Raw genomic sequence first — 24,962 nt, forward strand, 5'->3', positions numbered from 1 at the left:
TTTGACAACCTGTACGGCTGCCGCGAGTCCTTGGTGGATTCCATCAAGCGCGCCACCGACGTGATGATCGCCGGCAAAGTGGCCGTGGTCGCCGGTTACGGCGACGTGGGCAAGGGCTCGGCCCAAGCTTTGCGCGCCTTGAGCGCCCAAGTCTGGGTGACCGAGATCGACCCGATCAACGCCCTGCAAGCGGCCATGGAAGGCTTCAAAGTGGTGACCATGGAATACGCCGCCGACAAGTGCGACATCTTTGTCTCGGCCACTGGCAACAAGAACGTGATCCGCTACGAGCACATGGCCGCCATGAAAGACGAAGCCATCGTTTGCAACATCGGTCACTTTGACAACGAGATCGATGTGGCTTCGCTGGAAAAGTGCCAGTGGGACGAGATCAAGCCGCAAGTCGACCACATCATCTTCCCCGATGGCAAAAAGATCACCCTGTTGGCCAAAGGCCGCTTGGTCAACCTGGGTTGCGCCACGGGCCACCCCAGCTTTGTGATGAGCGCCAGCTTTGCGAACCAGACGATTGCCCAAATCGAGCTGTTCACCAAGCAAGACCAGTACGAAAACGGCAAAGTCTATGTGCTGCCCAAGCACCTGGACGAAAAAGTGGCGCGTTTGCACCTCGAAAAGGTGGGCGCCATGTTGACCGTGCTGAGCGAAGAGCAAGCCGCTTACATCGGTGTCTCGAAAAACGGCCCTTACAAGGCTGACACCTACCGTTATTGACCCCACCGCATGCGCATTGACCAACTTCTCGTCGAACGTGGCTTGGCCGCTTCTCGCTCGCAAGCCCAGCGCTTGATCGCCGGGGGCTTGAAGTGGCAGCAGCCTGACGGGCTCTGGCGCAGCGTCGTAAAAAACCGCGACGAGGTGCCCGAAAGCGCCGCTTTGGAACTGTTGGACGATGCCGAGTCGCGTTATGTGTCGCGCGGTGGCCTCAAGCTCGAAGGGGCTTTGAAGGCCACAGGCCTTCAGGTGAAGGGTTTGCGCTGCTTGGATGTGGGCCAAAGCACCGGGGGTTTCACAGACTGTTTGTTGCAACACGGCGCGTCTGAGGTGGTGGGCATTGACGTGGGCCATGCCCAAGTGCATCCGCGCATCAGCCAAGACGAACGGGTGGTGTGCATCGAGGGTGTGAACGCCCGCGAGCTCGAGCCAGGAGACGAACGCGTACCCGATGCACTGGCGGGCTTTGACTTGGTGGTGGGTGATGTGTCCTTCATCTCACTCACCCTGGTGCTGCCCGGCGTGGTGCATTTGCTCAAGCCCACGGGCCAGCTGCTGATGCTGGTCAAACCCCAGTTTGAGTTGCAACCGGGCCAAGTGGGCAAAGGCGGCATTGTGAAAGACGACACGCATTTCCCCTTCATCGAACAGCGTGTGCGCACGGCCTTGACCGAATTGGGCATGACAGTGACGGCCTGGCTCGACAGCCCCATTGCGGGCGGTGACGGCAACCACGAGTTTTTTGTCCAGGCCTGCTGGCCTGAGCCTGCTGCGGTGCAGCCTGCGCGTGAAAAAACGCGTCTGGCGCACGAGGCCGATCTGGCCGCCAAGGCCTATGCCAAGGCCAACGACTATTGAATTTGAAGGTGTTGTGATGTCTGGTTTGAAGCTGCCCATCAGCCTGGAATTTTTTCCGCCCAAAACCCCCGAAGGTGCAGAAAAACTGCGCGGCGTGCGTGAAAAGCTCTACGCCTTGAAGCCCGAGTTTTGCTCGGTCACTTACGGTGCGGGCGGCTCGACACAAGAGGGCACCTTTGCCACGGTGAGCGCGATCCAAAGCGAGGGCGTGTCAGCGGCCTCCCATTTTTCTTGCATCGGTGCCAGCAAGGCCTCGGTGCGCGCCGAGCTGGCCACGCTCAAAGCCATGGGCGTCAAGCGCTTGGTGGCTTTGCGCGGCGATTTGCCCAGCGGCTATGGCGCAGGCGGTGAGTTCCACTACGCCAGCGATCTGGTGGCTTTCATCCGCGCCGAGACCGGTGACGACTTCCACATCGAGGTGGCCGCTTACCCCGAGATTCACCCGCAGGCCAAGTCGCCCGAGGCCGATTTGCAAGCCTTCGTCACCAAGGTGAAGGCCGGGGCCAACTCGGCCATCACGCAATATTTTTACAACAGCGATGCGTACTTCCGCTTTGTCGACGATGCCTACAAATTGGGCGTGGACGTGCCGGTGGTGCCGGGCATCATGCCGATCACCAGTTCTTCGCAGTTGCTGCGGTTCTCGGATGCCTGCGGGGCCGAGATCCCGCGTTGGATCAGGCTGCGTTTGCAGGCCTATGGTGACGATGCCGAGTCGATCAAGGCGTTTGGCCTGGACGTGGTGTCTGACCTGTGCGAGCAACTCGCCAACGGCGGCGTGCCCGCGATCCATTTCTACACCATGAACCAGAGCGCACCCACGCTGCACATTGTGCAGCGCCTCGGTGAGCTCAGCCGCTGACTTGGCCTGCGCATGCTGGACCTGACCGATTGGCCCCGCCCAGCGCAGCCCTGGCTGGGCGTTTTCACCGACATCGACGACACCTTGACCACCGCAGGTGCCATCACGGCCGATGCCCTGCAAGCCTTGGCCGACCTGAAAGCCGCAGGCCTGCTGGTGGTGCCGATCACGGGGCGGCCTGCCGGCTGGAGTGAAGCCTTTGCGAGCCGCTGGCCTGTGGACGCGATCGTGGCTGAAAACGGCGCGGTCGGGCTGCTGCACCCCGCTGGCCAAGCCCTTCGCAAGCTGTACCAGCAAGATGCCAACACGCGGGCCTCCAACTTTGCCCGCATGCAACAAGTGTTGGCGCAAATCGAACACCAGGTGCCTGGCGCAAAGCGCTCACAAGACAGTCTGGGGCGTGAGACCGACATCGCCATTGACCACGGCGAGTTCACACATTTGCCGCAAACAGCCATCGACAGCGTGGTGCGCTGCATGCAAAGCGCAGGCATGACCGCAACAGTGAGCAGCATCCACATCAACGGCTGGTGGGGCGAGCACAGCAAACTCACCGGTGCCCGCTGGATCTTGCGCGAGTTGTGGGGCCGTGATCTGTCGGCCGAAATCGACCGATGGGTTTATGTGGGAGACTCAGGCAACGACCAAGTGATGTTTGCACACTTCCCGCACAGTGTGGGGGTGGCCAACATCCGCCGCTTTGAGGCGCAGTTGACCCACCCTCCGCGCTACATCACCCCCAGTGAGCGTGGTGCCGGTTTTGCCGAAATGGCCAGGCACCTGCTGGCGCAAAGGGCCTGACCCACGGCGCTGTCCAAGCGCCATTCCCACTCAGTTGCTGCGTTGTGCCCCTTTGGCGCACCATGGCCAATGCAGTTGGGTCCAATCGGTGTTTGGGCTGATCCCGAGGTCGCTCGTGTTCATCCGAGGCAAAGGTCCAAGATGACAAAAATTGCGGCGCGAGTCGCCCTTGCCAAAAGCCCCTTGCCCTACACCCACAACGACAGCCTTTTTCACTGAAATGGACAGCGCATGACCGCCCCCACCCTCTTGACATGGTCTGAAAAAGACGGCCCACGCTCTGCCCTTTGGCGCTCTGACCAAGTGCTGCCCAAAACCGTGGTGCTGGCCGACGACACCATGAGCGCCGACACCGCTTACCGCCTGGCCTGCGCGGGCACAGCTTTGCTGTGGCGCAGCGACTTTCAGAACGCGCGGCAAATGCTGCAAGCGCTGACACGGCGCATCGACAAGCCCAAAAAAGCCCGCGTCAAAAAGCCCAACACCGAGACACCCGCCCCCCCCGGCACGGCCTTCCACACCCACCGGCAAGCGCAAGCACAGCGCACGCGCATCTTGAGCCAAGTCTTGCTGGAGCTGAACAGCGACTACGGCATTGACCTGCGCCGCGCGCCCGATGTGCAAGCCGCCTGCGTGCAGGCTTTTGGCCCGTCCAACGCGCAAGCCTCGGTCATCTCGCTGCGCAGCTTGCAAGGCGTGATCGGCGCTTTTGAGTGGCGCAAAAACGGTGTTGAAGTGCCTGCCATGGGCGAGGCCTTGCGCATTTACCCGCATTACGGCGTGTTCTCGCCAGTGCGCGGCGAGTATGTGGCTCTGGTTGCCAAAGCCCCGCTGCCGCAAGCGCTGCGCACACACTCTGTGGCGTTTGACATCGGCGTGGGCACTGGCGTTTTGTCGGCGGTGTTGGCGCGGCGCGGCGCAGCGCAGGTGGTGGGCACCGACCTGTCCGAGCGTGCCATGGCCTGCGCCTTGGACAACTTGCAACGCTTGGGCTTGCAAAACCAAGTGCAACTGGTGCAGACCCCTTTGTTTCCACCAGGCCAAGCGGCCTTGGTGGTTTGCAACCCGCCTTGGTTGCCCGCCCGCCCCACCACCTTGCTGGAGCAAGCGGTGTACGACGAGGGCAGCCAAATGCTCAGGGGCTTCTTGACCGGCCTGCCCGCCCACCTGTGTGCAGGTGGCGAAGGCTGGTTGATTTTGTCGGACCTGGCCGAACACCTGGGTTTGCGCACCCGCGAGGCTTTGCTGGGCTGGATCGCAGATGCGGGCTTGCAGGTGCTGGGCCGCATGGACGTCAAACCCGAGCACGCCAAGGCCCAAGATGCGAGCGATCCGCTGCATGCTGCGCGCTCGGCCGAAGTCACCTCTTTGTGGCGTTTGGCGGCGCTGCCCGCATGAGCCTGAAAACCCTTACCGAACCCTTCCTGAACCCTCCCTGAAACCTTGCTGAGCCCTGTTGCTTGCCCGCCTGCCAGCCCCAGCAGTGCGGGGCCCCAAGTTTAAAAAAGGTAACTCAGCGCCAAATCTGCTCGGTTGTTCACGGGCTTGGACTCGGACGCATGGGGCACCCCAAGCGCATGGCTTTTTTGGCCCCTGGCCCACGTCAAGGTGTAGTGCAATTGCGCAACCTGGCCCTGCAATTGCACACCCACCGCCTGCAAGGCATAGCGGGTCACAGACGCGGCTTGCAAAGGGTCCGCCTGCAGCTGCACGCGCCCGCCGTCATAAAAGGCCGAGACCGACACGGCTTGGCCAATGTCTTGGATCAAGGCCGCACTGACCAAAAAGCCGTGGTCACCCACACCGTCGGCAGAGGTGTACGCCCGCACCCCTTGGACACCTCCCAGCGCGATTTGGTTGTGGGCCGACAAGTTGCGACTGGCCCACTGCGCTTTGGTGTGGCCTGCCAAGCGCAAACTGCCGCTGTGGTTCAACAAGACATGCCCTTTGAACGCCGCATTGACACGCGCGTAATGCCCGGCCCGCACCGCCTCGCTGGCCGCTTGGAGGTGATAGCCGTGCACCAGCGACAACTCGGCCCGCATGGGATAGCGTGACAGGCGCTCGTTGTCCATGGCCCAGCGCCAGCGCCACTGGTGGTCATGCAATTTGAATGGTGGTGCAGCCGCGTCCTGCCTGCGGCTTTCGCTGGCGCGGCTGAACAGCAGCACATCGGCTTGGTAGACCCGGTCCCTGCTGCTGCCCACGTTGCGGCTCAAGCCCATGCCGAATTCAGCGACCTCGCCCTCCGTGGCGCTGGCCTGGTGTGTCACCGAACGCTGGCGCAGGCTGGTGCCAAACACCGTCCAACGTGCGTCAAACTGGGGCCACAGCCCTTCGTAATCGGCACGCAGGTAGGCCAAACCCTCCGCGGCCTGCGCCAACAAGGCCAGTTGCGACTTGGCCGCTGGCATGCCCAGCGTCAGTGCGGCCAACAAATGGGGCTGTCCGTGCTCGCGCAAGCCATGGGTAGCCAACATCACCCCACCCCGGGCGGGGCGGTCCGGCATGGCCGCGGCGGGCAGGATGTTGACCCGTAAATCAATCAACTCAGAGCTCACTGCCGACAAGCTGGCCTCCAGTTGAATCGGCAGACCATAGGCGGCCGAATCCAGCACCTGACTCAAGGCCACGGTGTCCAAGGGCAAGCCCGCCTGAAAAACCCGCCCCACGCGGGTTTGGACAGACGCCAGATGGGCGGCAGCCTGCGGATTCTCGGGCCGCACAATGCGCACGCTGTTGAGCTTGGGCTGCACCACTTGGATGTTCAGTTGTTGGCCCCCACGAACGGTCAACACCTCGGTTTTGGCATAGGCCGTGAAGCCTTTTTGGGCGGCATGTTCATCAAACCACGCATGAAAAGCACGGATGTCATCGACCGACACCGCCCCCCCGATGCGGGCCCGCCAAAAGCTTTCAAGGGTGTCGGGCAAGACCGCGCTTTTGACCTGAACCGCCACCAGAACGTCTATGGGCGTGTTGGCCACCAGGCCCAAAGTGTCCACATGCGCGGGGGCTTGGGGCCGCAGGCCCGCACGCAGCTGCAAGCCCAAGTCCTGCATCAGTCTGTGCGCCGCTGCGGTATCGGGCGGCGCTGCCGACACCGCCGCACCACCTGAGGCGGCCACCAGCGTCGCCAGCCCCATCTGGGCGAACCTGGGCATTGAAAAAAAGCTCGTCATGGCAAGCACTCCTGTCCATCCACATTCAACCTGCAAGCCCCCACCGGCACAAAGCGAGAGCGCAAGCGCCATTTTGGCTCAATTGGCCGCAGACCCACCAGAGGGTTCACACCCGTGCCAGCACCGGCCCCAAGGCCACACCCGTGTGCGTGCCCAACATCACCAAGGCCTCGGGTGTCATCGCCGCCACAATGCGGCCCCCGGCGTTGCCGCCTTCTGGCCCCAGATCGATCACCCAATCGGCTTCGGCGATCACATCCAGGTCATGCTCGATCACGATCACACTGTGGCCCGCGTTGACCAGCCGGTGCAGCACCCTGATGAGTTTGTCCACATCGGCCATGTGCAGGCCCACGGTGGGCTCGTCCAGCACATACAAAGTGTGCGGGGCCTTGTTGCCGCGTTTGCCCACTTCGTCGCGCACCTTGGTCAACTCGGTCACCAGCTTGATGCGCTGGGCTTCGCCGCCACTGAGCGTGGGCGACGGCTGGCCCAAGGTGAGGTAACCCAAGCCCACATCCTTGAGCAACTGCAGCGGGTGTGCGATGCTGGGCATGCTGACGAAAAAGTCCACCGCCTCGTCCACCTCCATCTGCAGCACATCGCCAATGCTCTTGCCGCGCCAAGTCACCGCCAGGGTCTCGGGGTTGAAACGCGCGCCCCGGCAAGTCTCGCAAGACACCTTCACATCGGGCAAAAAGCTCATCTCGATGGTGCGCATGCCCTGCCCCTCGCAGCCCGGGCAGCGGCCTTCGCCGGTGTTGAAGCTGAAGCGCCCGGCGGCATAACCCCGTGCTTTGGCCTCCAGGGTTTCGGCAAAGAGTTTGCGGATGGTGTCCCAAAAGCCAATGTAAGTGGCAGGGCAGGAGCGCGGTGTTTTACCGATCGGGGTTTGATCGACCTCCAGCACGCGGTCAATCGTCTCAAAGCCTTGCACATCGCTGCACGCCGTCAAAGCCACACGCTGACCGGCGTCTTGTGCCGTGCGGCCTGCAAAGGTGGCGCGCTGGCTGACCAGCGCCTGCACATTGGCCAACAACACGTCGCGGGCCAGGGTGGACTTGCCGGAGCCACTGACACCGGTGACGGCCACCAGGCGCCTGAGCGGCACGTGCACATCGACCTGGCGCAGGTTGTGCAGGTTGGCACCCGTGAGGGTGAGCCATTGCGGTTCAGGCGTTTTCGGTGCATCAGGCATGGATTGCCGCGTCGCTTCGCTCCTCGCAATGACAGCCTGCCCGTCATCGCGTGCAGTTTTCGATTCGTCATCGCGAGCGAAGCGTGGCGATCCAGTGACGCCACGCCGGGGCTGCATCGGGTGCCCGTCATCGCGTTCAGTTTTCGATTCGTCATCGCGAGCAGATTTCCGTTCATCATCGCGTGCAGTTTTCAATTCGTCATCGCGAGCGAAGCGTGGCGATCCAGTGACGCCACGCCGGGCCTGCATCGGGTGCTTCATCGCGTGCAACAAATAGCGGCCGGTTTGCGAATCGGCCGACGCCGTGATGTCGGCCACCGAGCCCTCGGCCACCAAGCGGCCACCGCGCTTGCCCGCGCTCGGGCCGATGTCGATGATGTGGTCGGCGCGGCGGATGGTGTCTTCGTCGTGCTCCACCACCACCAGGGTGTTGCCCTTGTCGCTCAAGCTTTTCAAAGCCTTGAGCAATATCTGGTTGTCACGCGCATGCAAGCCAATGGTGGGCTCGTCCAGCACATAGCACACGCCTTGCAGGTTGCTGCCCAACTGAGCGGCCAGGCGGATGCGCTGGGCCTCGCCGCCCGACAGCGTGGGCGCACCCCGGTCGAGCGTGAGGTAACCCAAGCCCACTTCTTCCAAAAACGCCAAGCGGCTTTGGATCTCAGGCACCAGGTCGCGGGCGATCTCGGCGTCGCGCCCGGTCAGGTGCAGCTTTTGCACCCAATGCCGCACGTCGGTCACCGACAAGCTGGCGATGTCGGTGATGCGCCAGCCTTGTCCCGGCGCTGAGCCCAGGCGCACGGCACGCGCCGTGGCGTTCAGGCGGGTGCCCGAGCAGCTGGGGCAGGCCACGTTGGCCAGGTCTTCGATCTCGGGCTCGGCAAAGGTTTGCTCGCGGCCTTTGTTTTTGTCGTCTTGCACCGAGTCGTCAAACACCAAGCGCTCGTCTTTGCTCAGCTTGACGCCCGTGCCCACACAGTCGGTGCACCAGCCGTGCTTGCTGTTGTACGAGAACAAACGGGGGTCAAGTTCCGCATACGAGGTGGCGCACGCGGGGCAAGCGCGCAGGGTCGAGAACACGCGGTGCTGGCCGATGCGGGCAGTGGACTCGCCCTGAAACATGGCTTCGCGCAGGCCATGCAGATCGCTCAGCACATGCACCACGCCTTTGCCGTGCTCCAGGGTTTTGGCCAAGGCTTGGCGCAAGGCGGCCTCTTGCTTGGGCAGCACATCCAGGCTGGCCACGGGCAGCTCGATGTTGTGCTCTTTGAAGCGGTCGATGCGCGGAAAACCTTGTGTGGGCAAAAACTCGCCGTCCACACGCAGGTGGGTGTAGCCACGCGGCCGCGCCCAGTCGGCCAACTCGGTGTACACGCCCTTGCGGTTGACCACCAGCGGGGCCAGCAGGCCGATGTGCTGGCCTTTGAACTGCGTCATCAGCTGGGCAATGATGCTGTCGGGCGTTTGGGGTTGCACGGGCGTGTTGTCGTGCACGCAATGCTGAATGCCCAGCTTGACGTAGAGCAAACGCAAAAAGTGCCAGACCTCGGTGGTGGTGCCCACAGTGGATTTGCGACCGCCGCGCGACAGGCGCTGCTCAATCGCCACGGTGGGCGGGATGCCATACACCGCATCGACCTCGGGCCGGCCTGCGGGCTGCACGATGGAACGGGCGTAGGCGTTCAGGCTTTCCAAATAACGGCGCTGGCCTTCGTTGAACAAAATGTCAAAGGCCAGCGTGGACTTGCCCGAACCGCTGACGCCGGTGACCACATTGAACTTGCCGCGTGGAATGTCCACGCTCAGGTTTTTCAGGTTGTGCTCTTTGGCGTTGACGATCTGGATGTTGTTGTTCAGCGCTGACTGGCGACGGGCATGCACCTCACCGTGTCCCACACCGGTATTGCGGTCATCGCGAGCGTAGCGTGGCGATCCAGACATGGACTGCCGCGCTTTGCTCGCAGTGACGGACCCTGGGTCGTCAATTCCCGTCTCCCGCACCGCCCCCTTCTCCCGCACCGCCCCCTTTTCCCACACAAACCCCTTCTCCCGCACCACCCCCACCTCGCCCATGGCCTGTGCGTACTCACGCAGCGCAAGCCCGGTGTGCGATGTGGTGTGTTGGCGCACATCTTCGGGCGTGCCCTCGGCCACGATCAGGCCACCGGCATAGCCGCCCTCAGGCCCCAAATCGATCAACCAGTCGCTGGCGCGGATCACGTCCAGGTTGTGCTCGATGACGATGAGCGAATGCCCGGCTTCCAGCAGCTTGCGCAGGGCGCGCATGAGCTTGGCGATGTCGTCAAAGTGCAGGCCGGTGGTCGGCTCGTCAAACAAAAACAGCGTGCCCTTGCGCGCCAAACTCTGGCGGCTTTTGGCGGCGCTTTTGGCGGCCTCGGCCAAAAAGCCTGCGAGCTTCAAGCGCTGTGCCTCGCCGCCAGACAAGGTGGGCACGGGCTGGCCCAGGCGCACGTATTCCAAGCCCACATCGACAATCGGCTGCAGGGCACGGATCACGTCGCGGTCTTGCGCAAACAAAGCGGCGGCTTCGCTCACCGTCAAGTCCAGCACGTCGGCCACGTTCAGGTGCCTGACACCAGACCCCACAGGCATGGACTGCCGCGCTACGCTCGCAGTGACAGCACCAGAAACACCACCACCATCTCTAGCCGCACCCGGCGTTATGGACTGTCGCGCTGAGCCACCAATAAGGGCGCTTGAAACATTGCCGTCATCGCGAGCCAAGCGTGGCGATCCACCCAGAGCCTGGCGCTCGATGGTGATTTCCAAAATCTCGGGGCGGTAACGCTTGCCATCGCAGTCGGGGCAACGCAAATACACGTCACTCAAGAACTGCATCTCGACGTGCTCAAAACCCGAACCGCCGCAAGTGGGGCAACGCCCATCGCCGCCGTTGAAGCTGAACTTGCTGGCGGTGTAGCCGCGCTGGCGCGACAGCGGCGCAGTGGCAAAAATCTCGCGGATCGCGTCCCACGCGCCCACATAACTCACCGGGTTGGAGCGGGCGGTTTTGCCAATCGGCGACTGGTCGACAAACACCACATCGCTCAGGTGGTCAGCGCCCAGCAGGCGGTCGTGAGCGCCGGGTGTTTCGGTGGCTTTGCCAAAGTGGCGCTGCAAGGCCGGGGCCAGCACGTCTTGAATCAAACTCGACTTGCCCGAGCCACTGACACCGGTGATGGTGACCAGGCGCTGCAGCGGAAAGTCCACGCTGATGTTTTGCAGGTTGTGCTCGCGGGCACCTTCCAAGATCAAGCGCGGCGTGCTGTCGCTCACCATGCGCTTGAAGCCCAGGCCCACTTGCTTGCGTCCACCCAGATACGCACCCGTGAGGGTGTCGGCATTGCGCAGCTCGGCGTTGCTGCCGTCAAAGACAATTTGCCCGCCGCGCTCACCGGGGCCAGGGCCCATGTCGATCACGCGGTCGGCGGCCATCATCACGGCCGGGTCGTGCTCGACCACCACCAGCGTGTTGCCCGCATCGCGCAGGCGGTGCATGGCCAAGGTGATGCGGTGCATGTCACGCGGGTGCAGGCCGATGCTGGGCTCGTCCAGCACAAACAGCGTGTTGACCAAACTGGTGCCCAAAGCCGTGGTGAGGTTGATGCGCTGCACTTCACCGCCGCTCAGGGTGCGGCTTTGGCGGTCGAGTGTGAGGTAACCGATGCCCACGTCGCACAGGTATTTCAAGCGGGTGGTGATTTCTTCGAGCAACAGTTGCAGGGCTTTTTGTTCGGCGCTTGGGCCTTGGGTTTTTGCCTGGTTTGCTTCGGTGGTTTCTTCGGAGAAGCGGTCTGCATTTGAGCGTTTGAATGCAGTGGTTTCTTTGGCGGTTCGGTCTGCATCAGAGCGGGGGGCGGGCTCCTCATACGGCGGGGGTACGCCCAAATCGTCGCCCGCCCCCCGCTCTGACACAGACCTTGTGGTCGATCGTGCGTCTGGCGCCCTCTCGATCGCTGTATCAATCGCCGTCTTGGTGACTCCGTGTTTAGGTGCGTTTGCACCCGCCCCCACGGCTTCGGCCGGGGATGGGCTGGGCGACGATTTGGGCGTACCCCCACCGTATGAGGAGCCCAGTCCATCCCCGGCCGGAGCCTCCCCAGCCACGAGCACCGTGCCCTGCCCCAAATGACCCGAAGCCGACACCCGGTCAAAGAACAAGCGCAGCCGATCCAGCGGCATGATCATCATGTCGTGCAGACTCAAACCCGGCAACGCCTCCAACTGCGCCCGCGTCCACTTCACACCTGCGGGCATGAAGCGTTTTTCGACCGGCAGCACCCCATCGGCATCCGAATGGCTGCCGATGCGCCAGAGCAAACTCTCGGTCTTCAAGCGCGCGCCTTGGCAGCTGGGGCACTCGGTGTAACTGCGGTACTTGGACAAGAGCACGCGGATATGCATCTTGTAGGCCTTGCTCTCCAGGTACTCAAAAAAGCGCTTCACGCCATACCACTGGTGGTTCCAGCGACCCTTCCACTCGGGCGAACCTTGAATCACCCAGTCTTGCTGCGCTTTCGTCAACTTGTCCCAGGGCGTGTCGCGCGGAATGCCGGCCGCCTCGGCGTGGCGCATCAAGTCGTCCTGGTTTTCTTGCCAGGCCGGGGTTTGCAGCGTCTTGATGGCCCCGGCGCGCAAGGTCAGCTTGGGGTTGGGAATGACCAGGCCATAGTCAACGCCAATCACCCGACCAAAACCCCGGCAGGTCTCGCACGCGCCCACGGCCGAGTTGAAGGAAAACATCGACGGGATCGGGTCGGTGTAACGCTGGTCGCTGTCGGGGCAATGCAGGCCTGTGGAAAAACGCCAGATGTCAAAGCTGCTGGCCGTCTCAGCGATGGATGGCCGCGCTTCGCTCGCCATGACAAGACCCGCTTCATCGCGAGGCACGAAGCGATCCATGGTGGAAGAGGCACTGCTCGCCATGACAAGACCCGCGTCATCGCCAGGCACGAAGCGATCCGTGGTTGAAGAGGCACTGCTTGCCATGACAAGACCCGCGTCATCGCGAGGCACGAAGCGATCCGTGGTTGAAGGGGCACCGCTTGCCATGACAAGACCTGCGTCATCGCGAGGCACGAAGCGATCCGTGGTTGAAGAGGCACTGCTTGCCATGACAAGACCTGCGTCATCGCGAGGCACGAAGCGATCCGTGGTTGAAGAGGCACTGCTTGCCATGACAGGAGGCGAATTGGGGTCTGACCCCAATTTCTCTGCATACACATTCAGGCGACCGCCGCGCTTCAAGGCCACTTCGATGGCTTCGACCACGCGGGTTTTTTCGGCCTTGCCGATGCGAAAACGGTCGGCGATCACGTCCAGCAACTTGCGCGGGCCGGTGGGTGTGGCCACTTCGCGCTCGGCCTGCACCTTGGTGAAACCGCTGGCCGACAGCCATTGCGCAAGCTGCTCGGCGCTGGTGTTGGCGGGCAGCTCCACCGGGAAGGTCAGGTACAGGCGCGGGTCTCCTGCCTGCGCGGCACGCTGGGCCAGTTCGGCATAAATCGTGTCGGGGTTGTCGTGGCGCACCGGCTGCGCGGTGTCTTTGTCAAACAGCTGACCCAAACGGGCAAACAAGAGCTTGAGGTGGTCGTTCAGCTCGGTCATGGTGCCCACCGTGGAGCGAGAGCTGCGCACCGGGTTGGTCTGGTCAATCGCAATCGCGGGGGGCACGCCCTCGACCTTGTCCACCGCCGGTTTGTCCATGCGGTCCAGAAACTGTCGGGCGTAGGCGCTGAAGGTCTCCACATAACGGCGCTGGCCTTCGGCGTACAGCGTATCAAACACCAGGCTCGATTTGCCCGAGCCGCTCGGCCCCGTGACCACGGTCAACTCGCCCGTGCGGATGTCCAAGTCGATGTTTTTGAGGTTGTGCTGACGTGCACCACGGATGCGGATGAGACCTTGGGACATGCTGGGCTTTGTGGGGTGGAGGCCAAACATTCTAGGGCCGCGCCCGATGCACCCCGAACAGGTCAAGTTTGTCCCTTTTTCTTGACCGGGATCATGAAAACCACTGGCCTTGATACCCCACAAACGTGGCGTCTGACAGAATGAAAAAACCTTTCTCACCCAGAAAGGCCGGGGCCAGATCATGTCCACTGAGAGCACCAATGAGGCTGTACCACCCCATGCCATCGCCTTGGGCGATTCAGCTCGAAGACTCGCTGAAAACGAGCCATGCCATTGCAAGCCTTGGTTCAGCGCAACCCCATCACCTTGCCATTGAATGCCAGCGTGCTCGAAGTGGCCCGCACCCTGCGCTTGATGGGCATGCTGACCACCTCCGACCTGATGCGCCAGCAAAGCACATCTCCGGTGGACTTGGCGCGCAACATCCACCGACAAAGCACGCTCGAGGGTCTGGTGGGCATCGGTCATCAAGTCAAGGCTTTGCAAAACCATTTGAGTGCAGCCAACACCAGCGCTTACCAAACCGGTCACATCATCACCGCCATCACCGATGCTTTGACTTGTCGCTTGATTGCACTGGCCGAGGTGGACTTAGGCCCACCACCCGTGCCCTGTGTCTGGGTGGCGGCAGGCTCGCAAGGGCGGTGCGAACAAACCGCCAAGTCGGACCAAGACAACTGCATGGTTCTGAGCGATGCCTACATCCCGGCTTTGCACGGCGACTATTTCAAGACCTTGGCGCGCCTGGTCTGTGACGGCTTGGCCACCTGTGGGTATGTCCACTGCCCGGGAGAGATGATGGCCATGACCGATGCATGGCGACAGCCCTTGCATGTTTGGCGACGGTATTTTCAAAGCTGGACAGAAAACCCCGAGCCCAAGGCCTTGATGCTGATCACGGTCTTTTTTGATCTGCGGGCGGTTCACGGTGAGTTCGAACTGCTGGAGACTTTGCGCCGAGACGTGTTGGCGCATACGCCCCAGAAAAGCTTGTTTTTGGCGCATGTGGTGAACAATGCACAAAGGCAACGCCCGCCACTCAACTTGTTTGGCCAAATCGCCAGCAAGCACAGCGGCGCGCACGCCGGAACGGTCGATCTGAAAAACCATGCCATCACGCCCATCGTGGACTTGGCCCGCATCTGCGCCTTGGAGGCTGGCTTGCTCGAAGTCAACACCGTTGACCGCATCGAAAAAGCCTCGAAACTGGGCGAGCTGTCTGAGCCCAGTGCGCGCGACTTGCGGGACGCTTTCGAGTTTGTGTCCCGCCTGCGCATCGCCCACCAGCGCCTTTGCATGCAGCGAGGCCTGGAGCCCGACAACCACCTGCATTTGCAAGAACTGTCGAACTTCGAACGCCATCATCTGCGCGACGCGTTCTCAGTCATTCAATCCCTGCAAGATGTCTGGGCTCAGCGCTACCCCTCGGGCATGCTTTGAAACTCTGGACGCTCTCGGGTGCTTGCCATGCACCATGGTTTGCATGCAAGGGTAAACACTGAATATCGGTGTGGCGCTGCACATACAAACGCCATGGGTTTTTTGCGTATCCTTGCGCATGCCTGAAATCCACACGCCATCTGCCGCGCTGAAAAAACGTCAAAACCGTTTGAAGTAGACCTTGTTGATGGTTTGGCTTTTGACCAGTTTTGGGCCCGGTTTTTTTGCGCGCGACTTGGCCATCGACATCAGTGGATGGCCACTTTATTTTTGGATGGCCGCACAAGGCTCTTTGCTGATTTTCATGGCCATCGTGGTGCTGTATGCATGGCTCATGAACCGCTGGGAGGCCGAAGAAGTTGCCCAACTCAGCGCGGCACCCCATCGCCCCTCTCCTGCAGACCCACACGATCCCCACTGATTGCGCCTTCAACGCACCCCACCAACACGAGGCCGTGTTGAGTTGTGCCCTTCTCCTGAGCCGCTTGAGCCGCCTGCAATCTCGACACACCCTTTGATCTGGGTCAAAACAACATGCGGGCGGCATCGCTATGGTTCAACCTGAGCACGCGCATGCCTTCAATTGATCTACAGGCACATCAAGCGGCAGCCGCCTCAATTTAAGTGTTTACCCTAGGTTTTGCGGCGTCTTATATCAGATGCAATCCCCTAGTAAGTTAACAAGCCTAAATTTATAAGGTAATTATGTGGCAGGCACACCACCCGTCCATCAGTACAGGCTTCACCTAAACCGTTGGGCTTTGAAACCCGACAACCCTTGAGGAAACGATATGTCAACAACAGATCAGTCAAGCAACGTGCGGTAGCGCTCCCGCCCGATGACGCCGGAGGAGAAGAAGGTCATCATGGCTTCTTCAGCCGGCACCATTTTTGAGTCGTACGACTTTTACCTTTACGGCGCACTGGCCGCCATCATTGGTGCGCAGTTCTTCACCGCCTTCCCGGAAAACACCCGCAACGTTTTTGCGTTGCTGGCTTTTGCCGCGGGCTTCATCGTGCGTCCCTTCGGCGCGTTGGTGTTCGGCATGCTGGGCGACATGATTGGTCGCAAATACACCTTCTTGATGACCATCGTCATCATGGGCATTTCTACTTTCCTGGTGGACGTTTTGCCCAACTACGAAAGCTGGGGCGTTGCGGCGCCCATCATCCTGATCTTTTTGCGCATGGCCCAAGGCTTGGCACTGGGCGGTGAATACGGTGGTACGGCCATCTATGTGGCCGAACACGCACCTGCCAATCAGCGCGGCTACTTCACAGCCTTCATCCAGACCACGGCCACTTTGGGCCTGCTGCTCTCGCTGATCGTCATTTTGTCGGTGCAAGGCTATGTCAACGGCCACTACCCAGACGTGCCCTTGTTGAAAGACGGCGTGGCCGTGCTCATGGCCGACGGCAACCCCACCATGGTCAAGGCATTCAATGCATGGGGCTGGCGTGTTCCGTTCATTGGTTCCATCTTCTTACTGGCGATTTCGCTGTACATCCGCTTGCAGATGAACGAAAGCCCTGCCTTCAAAAAAATGAAGGAAGAAGGCCGCACCTCCAAGGCGCCTTTGAGTGAAGCCTTTGGTAACTGGAAAAACGGCAAGATCGCCTTGATCGCTTTGCTGGGTCTGGTGGCGGGTCAAGCTGTGGTTTGGTACACCGGCCAGTTCTATGCTTTGTTCTTCATGCAGAACGTCATCAAGATCGACAGCTTCACGGCCAACGTGATGGTGGCTTGGTCGCTGATCTTGGGTACAGGCGGCTTCTTGTTCTTCGGCTCTTTGTCGGACCGCATTGGTCGCAAGCCGATCATCTTGGCCGGCTGCGCGCTGGCGGCTGCCACCTTCTTGCCCGTGTTCAACTTTTTGACTGAAACGGCCAACCCCGCCATTTACAAAGCGCATCAGACTCCGGTTTCTGTGAAAGTGTTTGCTGAAGATTGCTCTTTCCAGTTCAACCCCACGGGCACTGTGAAATTCACGTCGTCTTGCGACATTGCCAAAGCCCAATTGGCACGCTCTTCGGTGAACTACACCACCGAAGAAGGCGCTGCGCCTGGCACATTGACCGTGGTGAAGGTGGGCGAAACAGCCATCGAGTCTTATGACGCAGGCAAGCTGACCGGCGGCGATCTGAAAAAGGCCAAAGCCGCTTTCGATACCAGCCTGAACGCAGCCCTGAAGCAAGCGGGCTACCCGCTGGTGCCTGCTGACAACAAAACCATTGCCAAAGCCAACAGTTTTGTTGACATCTTCACCACACAGAAGATCACCATCATTGTGATCCTGACCTACTTGGTCCTGCTCGTGACCATGGTCTACGGCCCCATCGCCGCCATGCTGGTTGAAATGTTCCCCACCCGCATCCGCTACTCGGGCCTGTCTTTGCCCTACCACATCGGCAACGGCTGGTTCGGTGGTTTGATGCCGGCCACCGCGTTTGCGATCTCTGCGCAAACTGGCAACATCTACTCAGGTCTCTGGTATGCCATCGTGATTGCGGTCATGACGGTGGTGATCGGTACCTTGTTTGTGCCAGGCGGCACGCACAAGAAGGACATCTTCGCCGGCGACCACGACGCGCGATAAGTTCAACGTCAACCCGACTCGGTTTTAAACATCCGAGATCGGGTCCAACTGCTCCATCGCTCCTGACAAGACGATGGACTGGTTGGCTTCTTGCAAATCGGGCTCGTCCAACCCAGCCCGATTTGCAAGGCGCAGACCATGGCAAACTTCATGCTCGCTTCACGCAAAAGGAAATGACAACGTGATTGAACTGGTCCTCTCGCAATTGAGCGACGTGTTTCGCATCGGTCTGATCATTGCCTTGGTGGTCACCATGCTCAGAACTTCCACGGTGACCAGGCGTGTCTTGCCCTTGATCGCGGGCGTGGTGTTCGTGGCCGTGATCGTGCCGAGCACCCTGTCTGGCCGCACGGAAACCCTCAGCCAAGAAATCGCCGCTGGCCTGATCTCCAACCTGATCATTCTGACCCCTGTGCTGATGCTGGCAAGACTGATTGCCCACCTGCGCCGCTGACGCTGCACCTTTGCCCCCATCCCTTTGGGGCTTCATGACAGCCAAACAAGCGGGCCGCAGCCTGCGTTTGCGCTGTATATCGGCGCCATTTGCCTAAGTGTTTTCCCTCGAACCCACATCGCCCAGGCTGTAAGCCTTCGGACAGCAATTTGTCAGGCCTTTGTCAGCTTGGCAATTTCCCCGAATGAGGCCACTGAAAAGGCGTAAATAAATAAGGTTTTACATCAACTGCCATTCGGTTTTGGCCGGGACTCGCTGGGTTTGGACGATTGCAATCTTGCCCCTAGAATCCAAAAAAATTGATCCGGTCACCCCATTAATGGAGCCTTATGCTGCTTGCTGTTGTCATCGCCAAGAGTCTGATTGAACTTTCTTTGATGTTCATCATTGGGCGTTTCTTGCTGGGACTGCTGGCGGGCGCCAAACGCGACACCAATGTTTTTTACCAACTGCTGGACGTGGCCTCCAAGCCCGCGCTTTGGATCACCCGCAAGATCAGTCCCAAACTGATCCTCGACCAACACATTCCCTTGGCCACCAGCAGCTGGCTTTTGATCGCTTGGGTCGTGGTGGTGCAATTGAAGATCGAACTTTGCCTCGAAATGGGTATCGCAGCATGTCAGTGAAAACCCATCTCACACCCGCCAACACCCACACGTCGAGCCGTGGAAAGTGTTTTTGGCTGCGCCTCCAAGCCAAGGCGCTGTTGGTCGTAGGCATGCGCAGCAAAGCCCACGAGGTGTTTCAAGACATCCTGGATCTCGATCCCCAAGATGTCTTGGCCCTGAACAGCCTGGGTTTCAACGAATTGAACGATCGGCGCTGGGTTCAGGCTTTGGGGTTTTTCGAGCGCGCTTTGGCGCTCACCCCCGCCAACGCCAATGCGCACTTCAACGTCGGCTTTGTCTGCGAAGAATTAGGCCGGAGCCAAGAGGCCGAACACGCGTTCAGAGCCGCCCTTCAAATTGACGAAAAAATGGACCGTGCTTGGTATGGCCTCGGCTTGGTGCTGGTGCGTCAACGGCGATTTGATGAATCTTTGGTGGCCTTCAAGCGCAACACCGAACTGCAAGCCATGAGCCCCTACGCCTGGTACCAAATGGCCCGTGTGCACATGGAAATGCAAGACCCCGAAAAGGCGCTGGAAGTCATGCGCCACCTGAATGGTTTCGAGCCCAAAGTGGCCGCCCAACTCGAGCGGGAAACAGGGCTCAAATTGAACACGCTCATGTGATCTCAACCTGCGGGTTGGATTCAAGAATTTCAAATGTGACAGTTGGTATTTTGATTTTTTAACAAGAAGGAGATGGCGATGCTGCTCACTGCAAGTCACCAGGAATACTGGGGCAAAAACTTAAGAATCACGGGGCTGTTATTGGCCTTGTGGTTCTTTGTCACGTTCGTGGTTTTGTTTTTTTCACGTGACTTGACGTTCAGCTTTTTTGGCTGGCCGTTCTCGTTTTGGGTCGCAGCCCAAGGCGCATTGATCGTGTATTGCCTGATCATTTGGTACTACGCGCGCTATATGAACAAGCTTGACGAGGAATATGGCGTGTCCGAAGGAGAAGAATCATGAGCGTTTTCGGCGGAGAAGGCCAAAGCCAAGGCCAATTTAAACAATCCCTGAACAGGGTATTCGCGTTCTACATCGGAGGCTTTGCAGCCTTCGTCATCACGCTCGCCATCCTTGAGCAAATGGGCTTGCCCAGAGAGTACATCGGCTACGCCTTTTTAGCGGCCACCGTGCTCTTGTACGGCGGCATTGGTGTGATGAGTCGCACCAACGATGCCGCCGAATACTATGTGGCTGGCCGACGTGTGCCTGCCCTTTACAACGGCATGGCCACCGGTTCTGACTGGATGTCGGCTGCGTCCTTCATTGGTATGGCCGGTACGCTCTACCTGACAGGTTACGGCGGTCTGGCCTTCATCTTGGGCTGGACCGGCGGCTACTGTTTGGTGGCCTTGTTCCTGGCGCCTTACCTGCGCAAGTTTGGTCAATTCACCATTCCTGACTTTTTGGGCGCACGCTACGGCGGCAACATGGCGCGTCTGATCGGCGTGTTTGCGGCCATCTTGGTGTCCTTCGTGTATGTGGTGGCGCAGATCTTCGGCGTGGGCCTGATCACTGCTCGTCTGACAGGTCTGTCCTTCGACGTGGGTGTGTATGTCGGTTTGGCCGGCATTTTGGTTTGCTCATTCTTGGGCGGTATGCGTGCGGTGACCTGGACCCAAGTGGCGCAGTACATCATCCTGATCGTCGCCTACATGATCCCCGTGGTTTGGTTGTCGGTGAAACACACCGGCATGCCTGTGCCTCAGGTCTCTTATGGCTACCTGCTTGAAAAAGTGACTGCCAAAGAAGAGCAACTGCTGAAAGACCCCAAAGAACTCGAAGTTCGCGGCATCTTCAAAGCACGTGCCGATGCGGCCGCTGAAAAGCTGAAAGATGTGCCAGCCGCCATGGCTGCAGACAAACAAGCTGCCACCCAAAAGCTGGAAGAGCTCAAGGCCGCCAACGCACCTGAAGCAGACATCAAGGCCGCTGAAGCTGCTGTTGCCGCTTTGCCCAAGGACGAAGCAGCTGCCAAAGCGGCCTACACCGCTGCGCGCGCTGCCAATGCGCCCCGTGCAGCACCGCCCCTGCGCCATGCTGAGCCCTTCCCAGGCAAAGACGAAGCCGCCCAAAATGTTGCCCGCAAGAACTTCTTGGCACTGGTCTTTTGCTTGATGATCGGTACGGCCGCATTGCCGCACATCCTGATGCGCTTTTACACCGTGCCTTCGGTGCGTGCAGCGCGTGAGTCGGTGGCCTGGTCGCTGTTCTTCATCTCCTTGTTGTACCTCACAGCGCCTGCTTTGGCGGTGTTGGTCAAGTACGACATCTACACGCTCTTGGTTGGCACGCCGATAGACCAGTTGCCGGGATGGATTGCACGCTGGAACGTGGTCGACCCCACGCTGATGGCGGTGTCTGACATCAACAAAGACGGCATCTTGCAGTTGGCAGAAATCCGATTGGGTGGAGACATCATCGTCTTGGCCACACCTGAAATTGGCGGCTTGCCCTTCGTGATTTCTGGCTTGGTGGCAGCCGGTGGTTTGGCTGCGGCCTTGTCCACAGCCGACGGCTTGTTGCTGACCATTGCCAACGCCTTGTCGCACGACGTGTACTACAAAGTGATTGACCCCAACGCATCGGCCAGCAGCCGTGTCGCGGTCTCCAAAACCATTTTGGTGTTCGTGGCCTTGGCTGCGGCTTATGTCGCATCGCTGCGCATGGCCGACATTTTGTTCCTCGTGTCTGCGGCCTTCTCGTTCGCTGCTGCAGCCTTCTTCCCGGCCTTGACCCTGGGCATCTTCTGGAAGCGTGCCAACAAATGGGGCGCCTCGCTGGGCATGGTGGCGGGTTTGGGCATCTCGTTCTACTACATGACCAAGACCCACCCCTGGATGTACGGCTTGTTCCATGAGGGTTCGCTGACGCCTGAAATCCTCAAAGCCAACACCTGGTGGGACATCGCCCCCATCTCGGCCGGTATCTTTGGTGTGCCGCTGGGCTTTGCGGTGATCATCATCGTGTCCTTGCTGACCAAGGCACCGGACCAAGAAGTTCAGGACATGGTGGAGAACGTCCGCTTCCCCAGCTTTGACGGCTCGACCTCACAAAGCTCTGCTGCACACTGACAAGACAATCTTGGCAAGCTGCCACTTGCCAAGCGCTTGCTCTCCTAGCAAAAACCCCCGATCGCTCGACGCGTTCGGGGGTTTTTTTTCAGCGCGCTTCAGCCCGCAAGCTCGGATGCCTGTCCCACCTCGCACACAACCGATACGCCTCAACACCAAGCACACCCAAAGCACCCTCCCACGTCCAAGACCACTTCGAAAACACGCAGCTTGCAAGCACTGCTTTACCCGTGCGTGTTGCGCTTGCCCAGTTGTTACCCCGAGGCAAGCGGCGATCATGGGGTGTTTCTTCGCCCCGGATGACACCCAACACGCGTGAGCACGCCCTGTGCGCATCAAACCCTCAAACCGAGGGTATTCACTGGCACAAGCTCAGCTTGTTTTGTCTTTAAGCTCACCCATGCTCGAAATCCACCGCCCTTCTCTCACCTTGAAGAAACGCCAACGCAGCCTGCAGTGGGTGCTGTTGTGCGTTTGGTTGCTGGCGAGTTTTGGTCCGTCTTTTTTTGCGCGCGATTTGGACTTTGAGGTCTTTGGCGCGCCATTTCACTTTTGGATGGCAGCACAAGGTTCCGTCTTGATTTTCATGGGCATCGTGGCGCTTTACGCCTGGCTCATGAACCGCTGGGAAACGCAAGACGCGGCCACGGCAGCCCTGCATGCTTCGGCGAGCGATGGCACCTCAGCCAGCTGAGCGCACAACTTTCATGCCCAAGCAAGCCCTTTGATTCTTTGACTTTGCCCTTGCACTCTGTGGCTTGGCGGCTCAGCGGCGAGCGCCCTGCACGCAAGCCGATACGGCCTGCCAGTCAGGGCCGTCAAACCAAGCATCGCCTTGCAGAAAAGCCCGCAACATGGGCAATGCATCTTGCCCCCAAAACAAATGGCCATCGACCACCCATGTCGGCACACCAAACACGCCAGCGCCAATGGCCGCTGAGGTGTGCTCTTGTAGGGCTTGTTTGACGTGGGGGCCCGAGGGGTCTTGCACCGGCTGCATGGCGCAGCTCAGCTGCGCCATGCCTGCGGGATCGGCGGCATCCAGCCCCGTGCACCAAACATGTCTGAAAATGTGTTCGCAGACATAGCGATTGGGCTCACCACCGGGGTCACAGGCAGTGGCCAAACGCAAACAAGCCAGCGGGTTAAAAGGGTGTACGGCAGGCAATTGCAATGGCGTGCCTTGCTGGCGCGCCAACCACAACACCTGTCGGTAAGTCCAATCACGCTTGCCGGGCATCTCGGCCGGCCCTTTGTGGCCATGGTGCTTGAGCATCGCGGCAAACAGCACCGGGTGGTGCACCACCCGGTGGCTGATGCCTTGCAGCGCCCGAGGCAACGCATCAAAGCCTAACCAGGCGTAAGGCGAAATGAAGTCAAAATAAAAGTGAATCGTTTTCATGACGGCTTGGAAACACTGTGCTGCACCAAAGGCACAGTCTATAGGGTCATCACCGACTTGCAAAAATCGGTTTTTCCTTAAAATGCATTTGACCCAATGTGCAGCCCCATTACGACCTGGAGAGACCATGTACAAACACATCATCTTGGCCTATGACGGCTCGAACTCTGGACAAAAAGCCTTGCTGGAGCTGGAAGAATTGGCCCACTGGGGTCAACCCCAGCTGACCTTGGTGGCGGTTGCGCCCAATCCCATGGATGTGGGCTCTATGGAAATGGGCTATTACACCTCTGCTGACCACGGCCCTCTTGAAGAAACATTGAAAGCCCAGCTGTCCCAAGGCGTGCAAGTTTTGCAGTCCATGGGCTTTTCGGTGCAAGGGGAGGTGCTCAAGGGCGAGGTGATCCGGGAACTCTCGTCATTTGCCAGCCGTACCGGTGCCGATTTGATCGTGGTGGGGCACAAACATGAACCCAATTTGCTGCGCCGCTGGTGGAGCGGCTCGACCGCCAAATCCTTGGTGGAGGAGTCGCCTTGCAATGTCTTGATCGTGGTGGATCGCAGCACGGCGTGATCGCGTCAGCCCAACTCAATCGCCTGCGGTCGCAGCCAAGCGCTGCGCGATGCGTCGCCAAACTTGTCTTTTCTCGTCATCTGAGAATCGGCCCCAAGCGCCGATTTCATCCAAGTCGCGCAGGCAACCTTCACAAACCGCGGTTTGCGGGTGCATCACACACACCGACACACATGGCGATGGCACATGGGGCAGCTCTTTGCCCAACACGAGCGCCGCTCTTTTGCTCAGCAGCGAAAAGCGCACACTCATACGCCCATCCCGCCGCGCAAGGGGCGCGCGCCTTGTGATGAGCCGCTGACACAGGGATAAAAAACAAGGATCATGGTGGTTATCGGGCAGCACTGCCAGTGGGTCAGATAGGCCTTGATTGTGCGTTGATCTGTTTACCCCAGCAGCGCCCGGGGCTGCACGCTTTGCGAGCGCCATGACGGGGCTTGTCGGATGCTTAAGGGTTTTCACTGGACGCCGATTGGATTTGCACAAATACAATTGGCCTGCCTTTTCAACGCCAGAACAAGGCTTCAGGGAGGCTTGCCTCCCTTTTTTTGGCCCTCACGCTCTGCGCAGGACTCTGGGTTTGTCGTATGCTCAGCGGTCACGATCTTGCATAGCCATGCCACCCACCCCAGCTCTGTCAACCCACCCCGACCCAGGTGCAAGCGCTCATCCGCTGAGTCATTCACCTGCCAATGCGCCCGCATTGAGCGAACAAGCCGCAAGGGTGTTGCGGCAATTTCGCTTGATTTTCAACACGGTGCGACGGCATTTCCAGCGCATGGAAAAGCAAGCGGGCATAGGCGGTGCGCAGGTTTGGGCTTTGAGTTTGGTGGCGCAACACCAAGGCATAGGCGTCACGCAGCTTGCAGATTTGATGGACATTCACCAGTCGACCACCAGCAATTTGGTCAAGTCCTTGATGAAAATTGGTCTGCTGCACAGCGAGAAGTCGTCTCATGATCGGCGCGTGGTGGAGTTGTATGTATTGCCGGAAGGCTTGAAATTGCTGAAGAAAATTCCAGGCCCGTTCGCTGGTGTTTTGCCCCATGCTTTGCAACGCATGGACGTCGCCAATTTGCTGCAACTTGAAGAGAACCTTGCCGCTTTGATCACCCGCTTAGAAGTGGATGAAAAGGCAGCCCAAACCCCCATTGCGATGATGTGAGCGCTTGGGCCAAAACAGGCCCAATGCGTTCCTGAACGTGCTCAAGACCTGCGCCAGGCACCTGGGTGACAGGGCC

At 59.8% G+C, this 24,962-nt stretch carries 20 protein-coding genes; 16 read left to right on the forward strand and 4 right to left on the reverse strand.

What is annotated here, in order from left to right; all coding sequences use genetic code 11:
* The 5 genes from ACIQ39_RS02905 to ACIQ39_RS02925 all read left to right on the forward strand — a co-directional run.
* The coding region (locus ACIQ39_RS02905) for an adenosylhomocysteinase (RefSeq protein WP_396433111.1) at positions 1–732 on the forward strand (732 nt) is incomplete at its 5' end.
* Positions 733–741: 9 nt separating this feature from the next.
* Positions 742–1,590, forward strand: a complete 849-nt coding sequence (locus tag ACIQ39_RS02910; protein ID WP_396433112.1) for a TlyA family RNA methyltransferase — start codon at positions 742–744, stop codon at positions 1,588–1,590.
* 16 nt (positions 1,591–1,606) lie between these two features.
* Complete coding sequence (metF, locus tag ACIQ39_RS02915) at positions 1,607–2,452, forward strand: methylenetetrahydrofolate reductase [NAD(P)H] (protein ID WP_396433113.1); 846 nt, start codon at positions 1,607–1,609, stop codon at positions 2,450–2,452.
* A 12-nt stretch (positions 2,453–2,464) separates the two neighbouring features.
* A complete protein-coding gene (locus tag ACIQ39_RS02920; protein WP_396433114.1) occupies positions 2,465–3,253 on the forward strand; it encodes an HAD-IIB family hydrolase in 789 nt (262 codons plus the stop codon).
* A 231-nt stretch (positions 3,254–3,484) separates the two neighbouring features.
* The gene (locus ACIQ39_RS02925) at positions 3,485–4,651 is read left to right on the forward strand and encodes a methyltransferase (RefSeq protein WP_396433115.1); all 1,167 of its coding nucleotides are present in this window, start codon (positions 3,485–3,487) and stop codon (positions 4,649–4,651) included.
* A gap of 101 nt (positions 4,652–4,752) precedes the next feature.
* Here the strand turns inward: ACIQ39_RS02925 and ACIQ39_RS02930 are convergent, their stop codons facing one another.
* Entirely contained in the window at positions 4,753–6,435 is a 1,683-nt protein-coding gene (locus ACIQ39_RS02930; protein ID WP_396433116.1) for a ShlB/FhaC/HecB family hemolysin secretion/activation protein, read from the reverse strand.
* A gap of 106 nt (positions 6,436–6,541) precedes the next feature.
* A complete protein-coding gene (locus ACIQ39_RS02935) occupies positions 6,542–13,567 on the reverse strand; it encodes an excinuclease ABC subunit UvrA (protein WP_396433117.1) in 7,026 nt (2,341 codons plus the stop codon).
* Positions 13,568–13,834: 267 nt separating this feature from the next.
* Between ACIQ39_RS02935 and ACIQ39_RS02940 the strand changes: the two genes are divergently transcribed.
* The 9 genes from ACIQ39_RS02940 to ACIQ39_RS02980 all read left to right on the forward strand — a co-directional run bounded on the left by ACIQ39_RS02940 (position 13,835) and on the right by ACIQ39_RS02980 (position 22,439).
* Complete coding sequence (locus tag ACIQ39_RS02940) at positions 13,835–15,007, forward strand: putative nucleotidyltransferase substrate binding domain-containing protein (protein ID WP_396433118.1); 1,173 nt, start codon at positions 13,835–13,837, stop codon at positions 15,005–15,007.
* Between the two features lie 187 nt (positions 15,008–15,194).
* Positions 15,195–15,428, forward strand: coding sequence for a DUF4212 domain-containing protein (locus tag ACIQ39_RS02945; protein ID WP_396433119.1), 234 nt, complete (start codon positions 15,195–15,197; stop codon positions 15,426–15,428).
* A 418-nt stretch (positions 15,429–15,846) separates the two neighbouring features.
* Positions 15,847–17,604 carry an MFS transporter gene (locus ACIQ39_RS02950; protein ID WP_396433120.1) on the forward strand — a complete coding sequence of 586 codons (1,758 nt, stop codon included), beginning with the start codon at positions 15,847–15,849 and terminating at the stop codon, positions 17,602–17,604.
* Positions 17,605–17,785: 181 nt separating this feature from the next.
* Positions 17,786–18,058, forward strand: coding sequence for a hypothetical protein (locus tag ACIQ39_RS02955; protein WP_396433121.1), 273 nt, complete (start codon positions 17,786–17,788; stop codon positions 18,056–18,058).
* 329 nt (positions 18,059–18,387) lie between these two features.
* Entirely contained in the window at positions 18,388–18,684 is a 297-nt protein-coding gene (locus ACIQ39_RS02960; protein ID WP_396433122.1) for a hypothetical protein, read from the forward strand.
* Positions 18,675–19,292: a tetratricopeptide repeat protein gene (locus ACIQ39_RS02965; RefSeq protein WP_396433123.1), complete on the forward strand. Its 618-nt coding sequence runs from the start codon at positions 18,675–18,677 to the stop codon at positions 19,290–19,292. Before ACIQ39_RS02960 ends, ACIQ39_RS02965 begins: the two co-directional genes overlap by 10 nt.
* A gap of 78 nt (positions 19,293–19,370) precedes the next feature.
* Positions 19,371–19,634 (forward strand): DUF4212 domain-containing protein, encoded by a 264-nt coding sequence (locus ACIQ39_RS02970; protein WP_396433124.1) that lies wholly within the window; start codon positions 19,371–19,373, stop codon positions 19,632–19,634.
* Positions 19,631–21,745 carry a sodium:solute symporter family protein gene (locus ACIQ39_RS02975; RefSeq protein ID WP_396433125.1) on the forward strand — a complete coding sequence of 705 codons (2,115 nt, stop codon included), beginning with the start codon at positions 19,631–19,633 and terminating at the stop codon, positions 21,743–21,745. The genes ACIQ39_RS02970 and ACIQ39_RS02975 overlap by 4 nt, the downstream gene beginning before the upstream one ends.
* 400 nt (positions 21,746–22,145) lie before the next feature.
* Entirely contained in the window at positions 22,146–22,439 is a 294-nt protein-coding gene (locus tag ACIQ39_RS02980) for a DUF4212 domain-containing protein (RefSeq protein ID WP_396433126.1), read from the forward strand.
* Between the two features lie 72 nt (positions 22,440–22,511).
* Here the strand turns inward: ACIQ39_RS02980 and ACIQ39_RS02985 are convergent, their stop codons facing one another.
* Positions 22,512–23,147, reverse strand: coding sequence for a 2-hydroxychromene-2-carboxylate isomerase (locus ACIQ39_RS02985; protein WP_396433127.1), 636 nt, complete (start codon positions 23,145–23,147; stop codon positions 22,512–22,514).
* 127 nt (positions 23,148–23,274) lie between these two features.
* On the opposite strand from ACIQ39_RS02985, the gene ACIQ39_RS02990 reads away from it, so the two are divergent.
* Positions 23,275–23,721 carry a universal stress protein gene (locus ACIQ39_RS02990; RefSeq protein ID WP_396433128.1) on the forward strand — a complete coding sequence of 149 codons (447 nt, stop codon included), beginning with the start codon at positions 23,275–23,277 and terminating at the stop codon, positions 23,719–23,721.
* A 15-nt stretch (positions 23,722–23,736) separates the two neighbouring features.
* Here the strand turns inward: ACIQ39_RS02990 and ACIQ39_RS02995 are convergent, their stop codons facing one another.
* Positions 23,737–24,150: a DUF1289 domain-containing protein gene (locus tag ACIQ39_RS02995; protein WP_396433153.1), complete on the reverse strand. Its 414-nt coding sequence runs from the start codon at positions 24,148–24,150 to the stop codon at positions 23,737–23,739.
* Positions 24,151–24,424: 274 nt separating this feature from the next.
* On the opposite strand from ACIQ39_RS02995, the gene ACIQ39_RS03000 reads away from it, so the two are divergent.
* Complete coding sequence (locus ACIQ39_RS03000) at positions 24,425–24,886, forward strand: MarR family winged helix-turn-helix transcriptional regulator (protein ID WP_396433129.1); 462 nt, start codon at positions 24,425–24,427, stop codon at positions 24,884–24,886.
* The last annotated feature ends 76 nt before the right edge of the window (positions 24,887–24,962 follow it).

This window comes from Limnohabitans sp. (genome assembly GCF_044361645.1).
Lineage (GTDB): Bacteria > Pseudomonadota > Gammaproteobacteria > Burkholderiales > Burkholderiaceae_C > Limnohabitans_A.

Bases quoted from the DNA above. Each gene is read 5' to 3' on its own strand.
- ACIQ39_RS02935 (WP_396433117.1), bottom strand. From the start codon at position 13,567: ATGTCCCAAGGTCTCATCCGCATCCGTGGTGCACGTCAGCACAACCTC.
- ACIQ39_RS02960 (WP_396433122.1), top strand. From the start codon at position 18,388: ATGCTGCTTGCTGTTGTCATCGCCAAGAGTCTGATTGAACTTTCTTTG.
- ACIQ39_RS02940 (WP_396433118.1), top strand. From the start codon at position 13,835: ATGCCATTGCAAGCCTTGGTTCAGCGCAACCCCATCACCTTGCCATTG.
- ACIQ39_RS02930 (WP_396433116.1), bottom strand. From the start codon at position 6,435: ATGACGAGCTTTTTTTCAATGCCCAGGTTCGCCCAGATGGGGCTGGCG.
- ACIQ39_RS02950 (WP_396433120.1), top strand. From the start codon at position 15,847: ATGACGCCGGAGGAGAAGAAGGTCATCATGGCTTCTTCAGCCGGCACC.
- ACIQ39_RS02985 (WP_396433127.1), bottom strand. From the start codon at position 23,147: ATGAAAACGATTCACTTTTATTTTGACTTCATTTCGCCTTACGCCTGG.
- metF (WP_396433113.1), top strand. From the start codon at position 1,607: ATGTCTGGTTTGAAGCTGCCCATCAGCCTGGAATTTTTTCCGCCCAAA.
- ACIQ39_RS02920 (WP_396433114.1), top strand. From the start codon at position 2,465: ATGCTGGACCTGACCGATTGGCCCCGCCCAGCGCAGCCCTGGCTGGGC.
- ACIQ39_RS02945 (WP_396433119.1), top strand. From the start codon at position 15,195: ATGGTTTGGCTTTTGACCAGTTTTGGGCCCGGTTTTTTTGCGCGCGAC.
- ACIQ39_RS02970 (WP_396433124.1), top strand. From the start codon at position 19,371: ATGCTGCTCACTGCAAGTCACCAGGAATACTGGGGCAAAAACTTAAGA.
- ACIQ39_RS02980 (WP_396433126.1), top strand. From the start codon at position 22,146: ATGCTCGAAATCCACCGCCCTTCTCTCACCTTGAAGAAACGCCAACGC.
- ACIQ39_RS02965 (WP_396433123.1), top strand. From the start codon at position 18,675: ATGTCAGTGAAAACCCATCTCACACCCGCCAACACCCACACGTCGAGC.
- ACIQ39_RS02995 (WP_396433153.1), bottom strand. From the start codon at position 24,150: ATGGCGCTCGCAAAGCGTGCAGCCCCGGGCGCTGCTGGGGTAAACAGA.
- ACIQ39_RS02925 (WP_396433115.1), top strand. From the start codon at position 3,485: ATGACCGCCCCCACCCTCTTGACATGGTCTGAAAAAGACGGCCCACGC.
- ACIQ39_RS02975 (WP_396433125.1), top strand. From the start codon at position 19,631: ATGAGCGTTTTCGGCGGAGAAGGCCAAAGCCAAGGCCAATTTAAACAA.
- ACIQ39_RS02990 (WP_396433128.1), top strand. From the start codon at position 23,275: ATGTACAAACACATCATCTTGGCCTATGACGGCTCGAACTCTGGACAA.
- ACIQ39_RS02910 (WP_396433112.1), top strand. From the start codon at position 742: ATGCGCATTGACCAACTTCTCGTCGAACGTGGCTTGGCCGCTTCTCGC.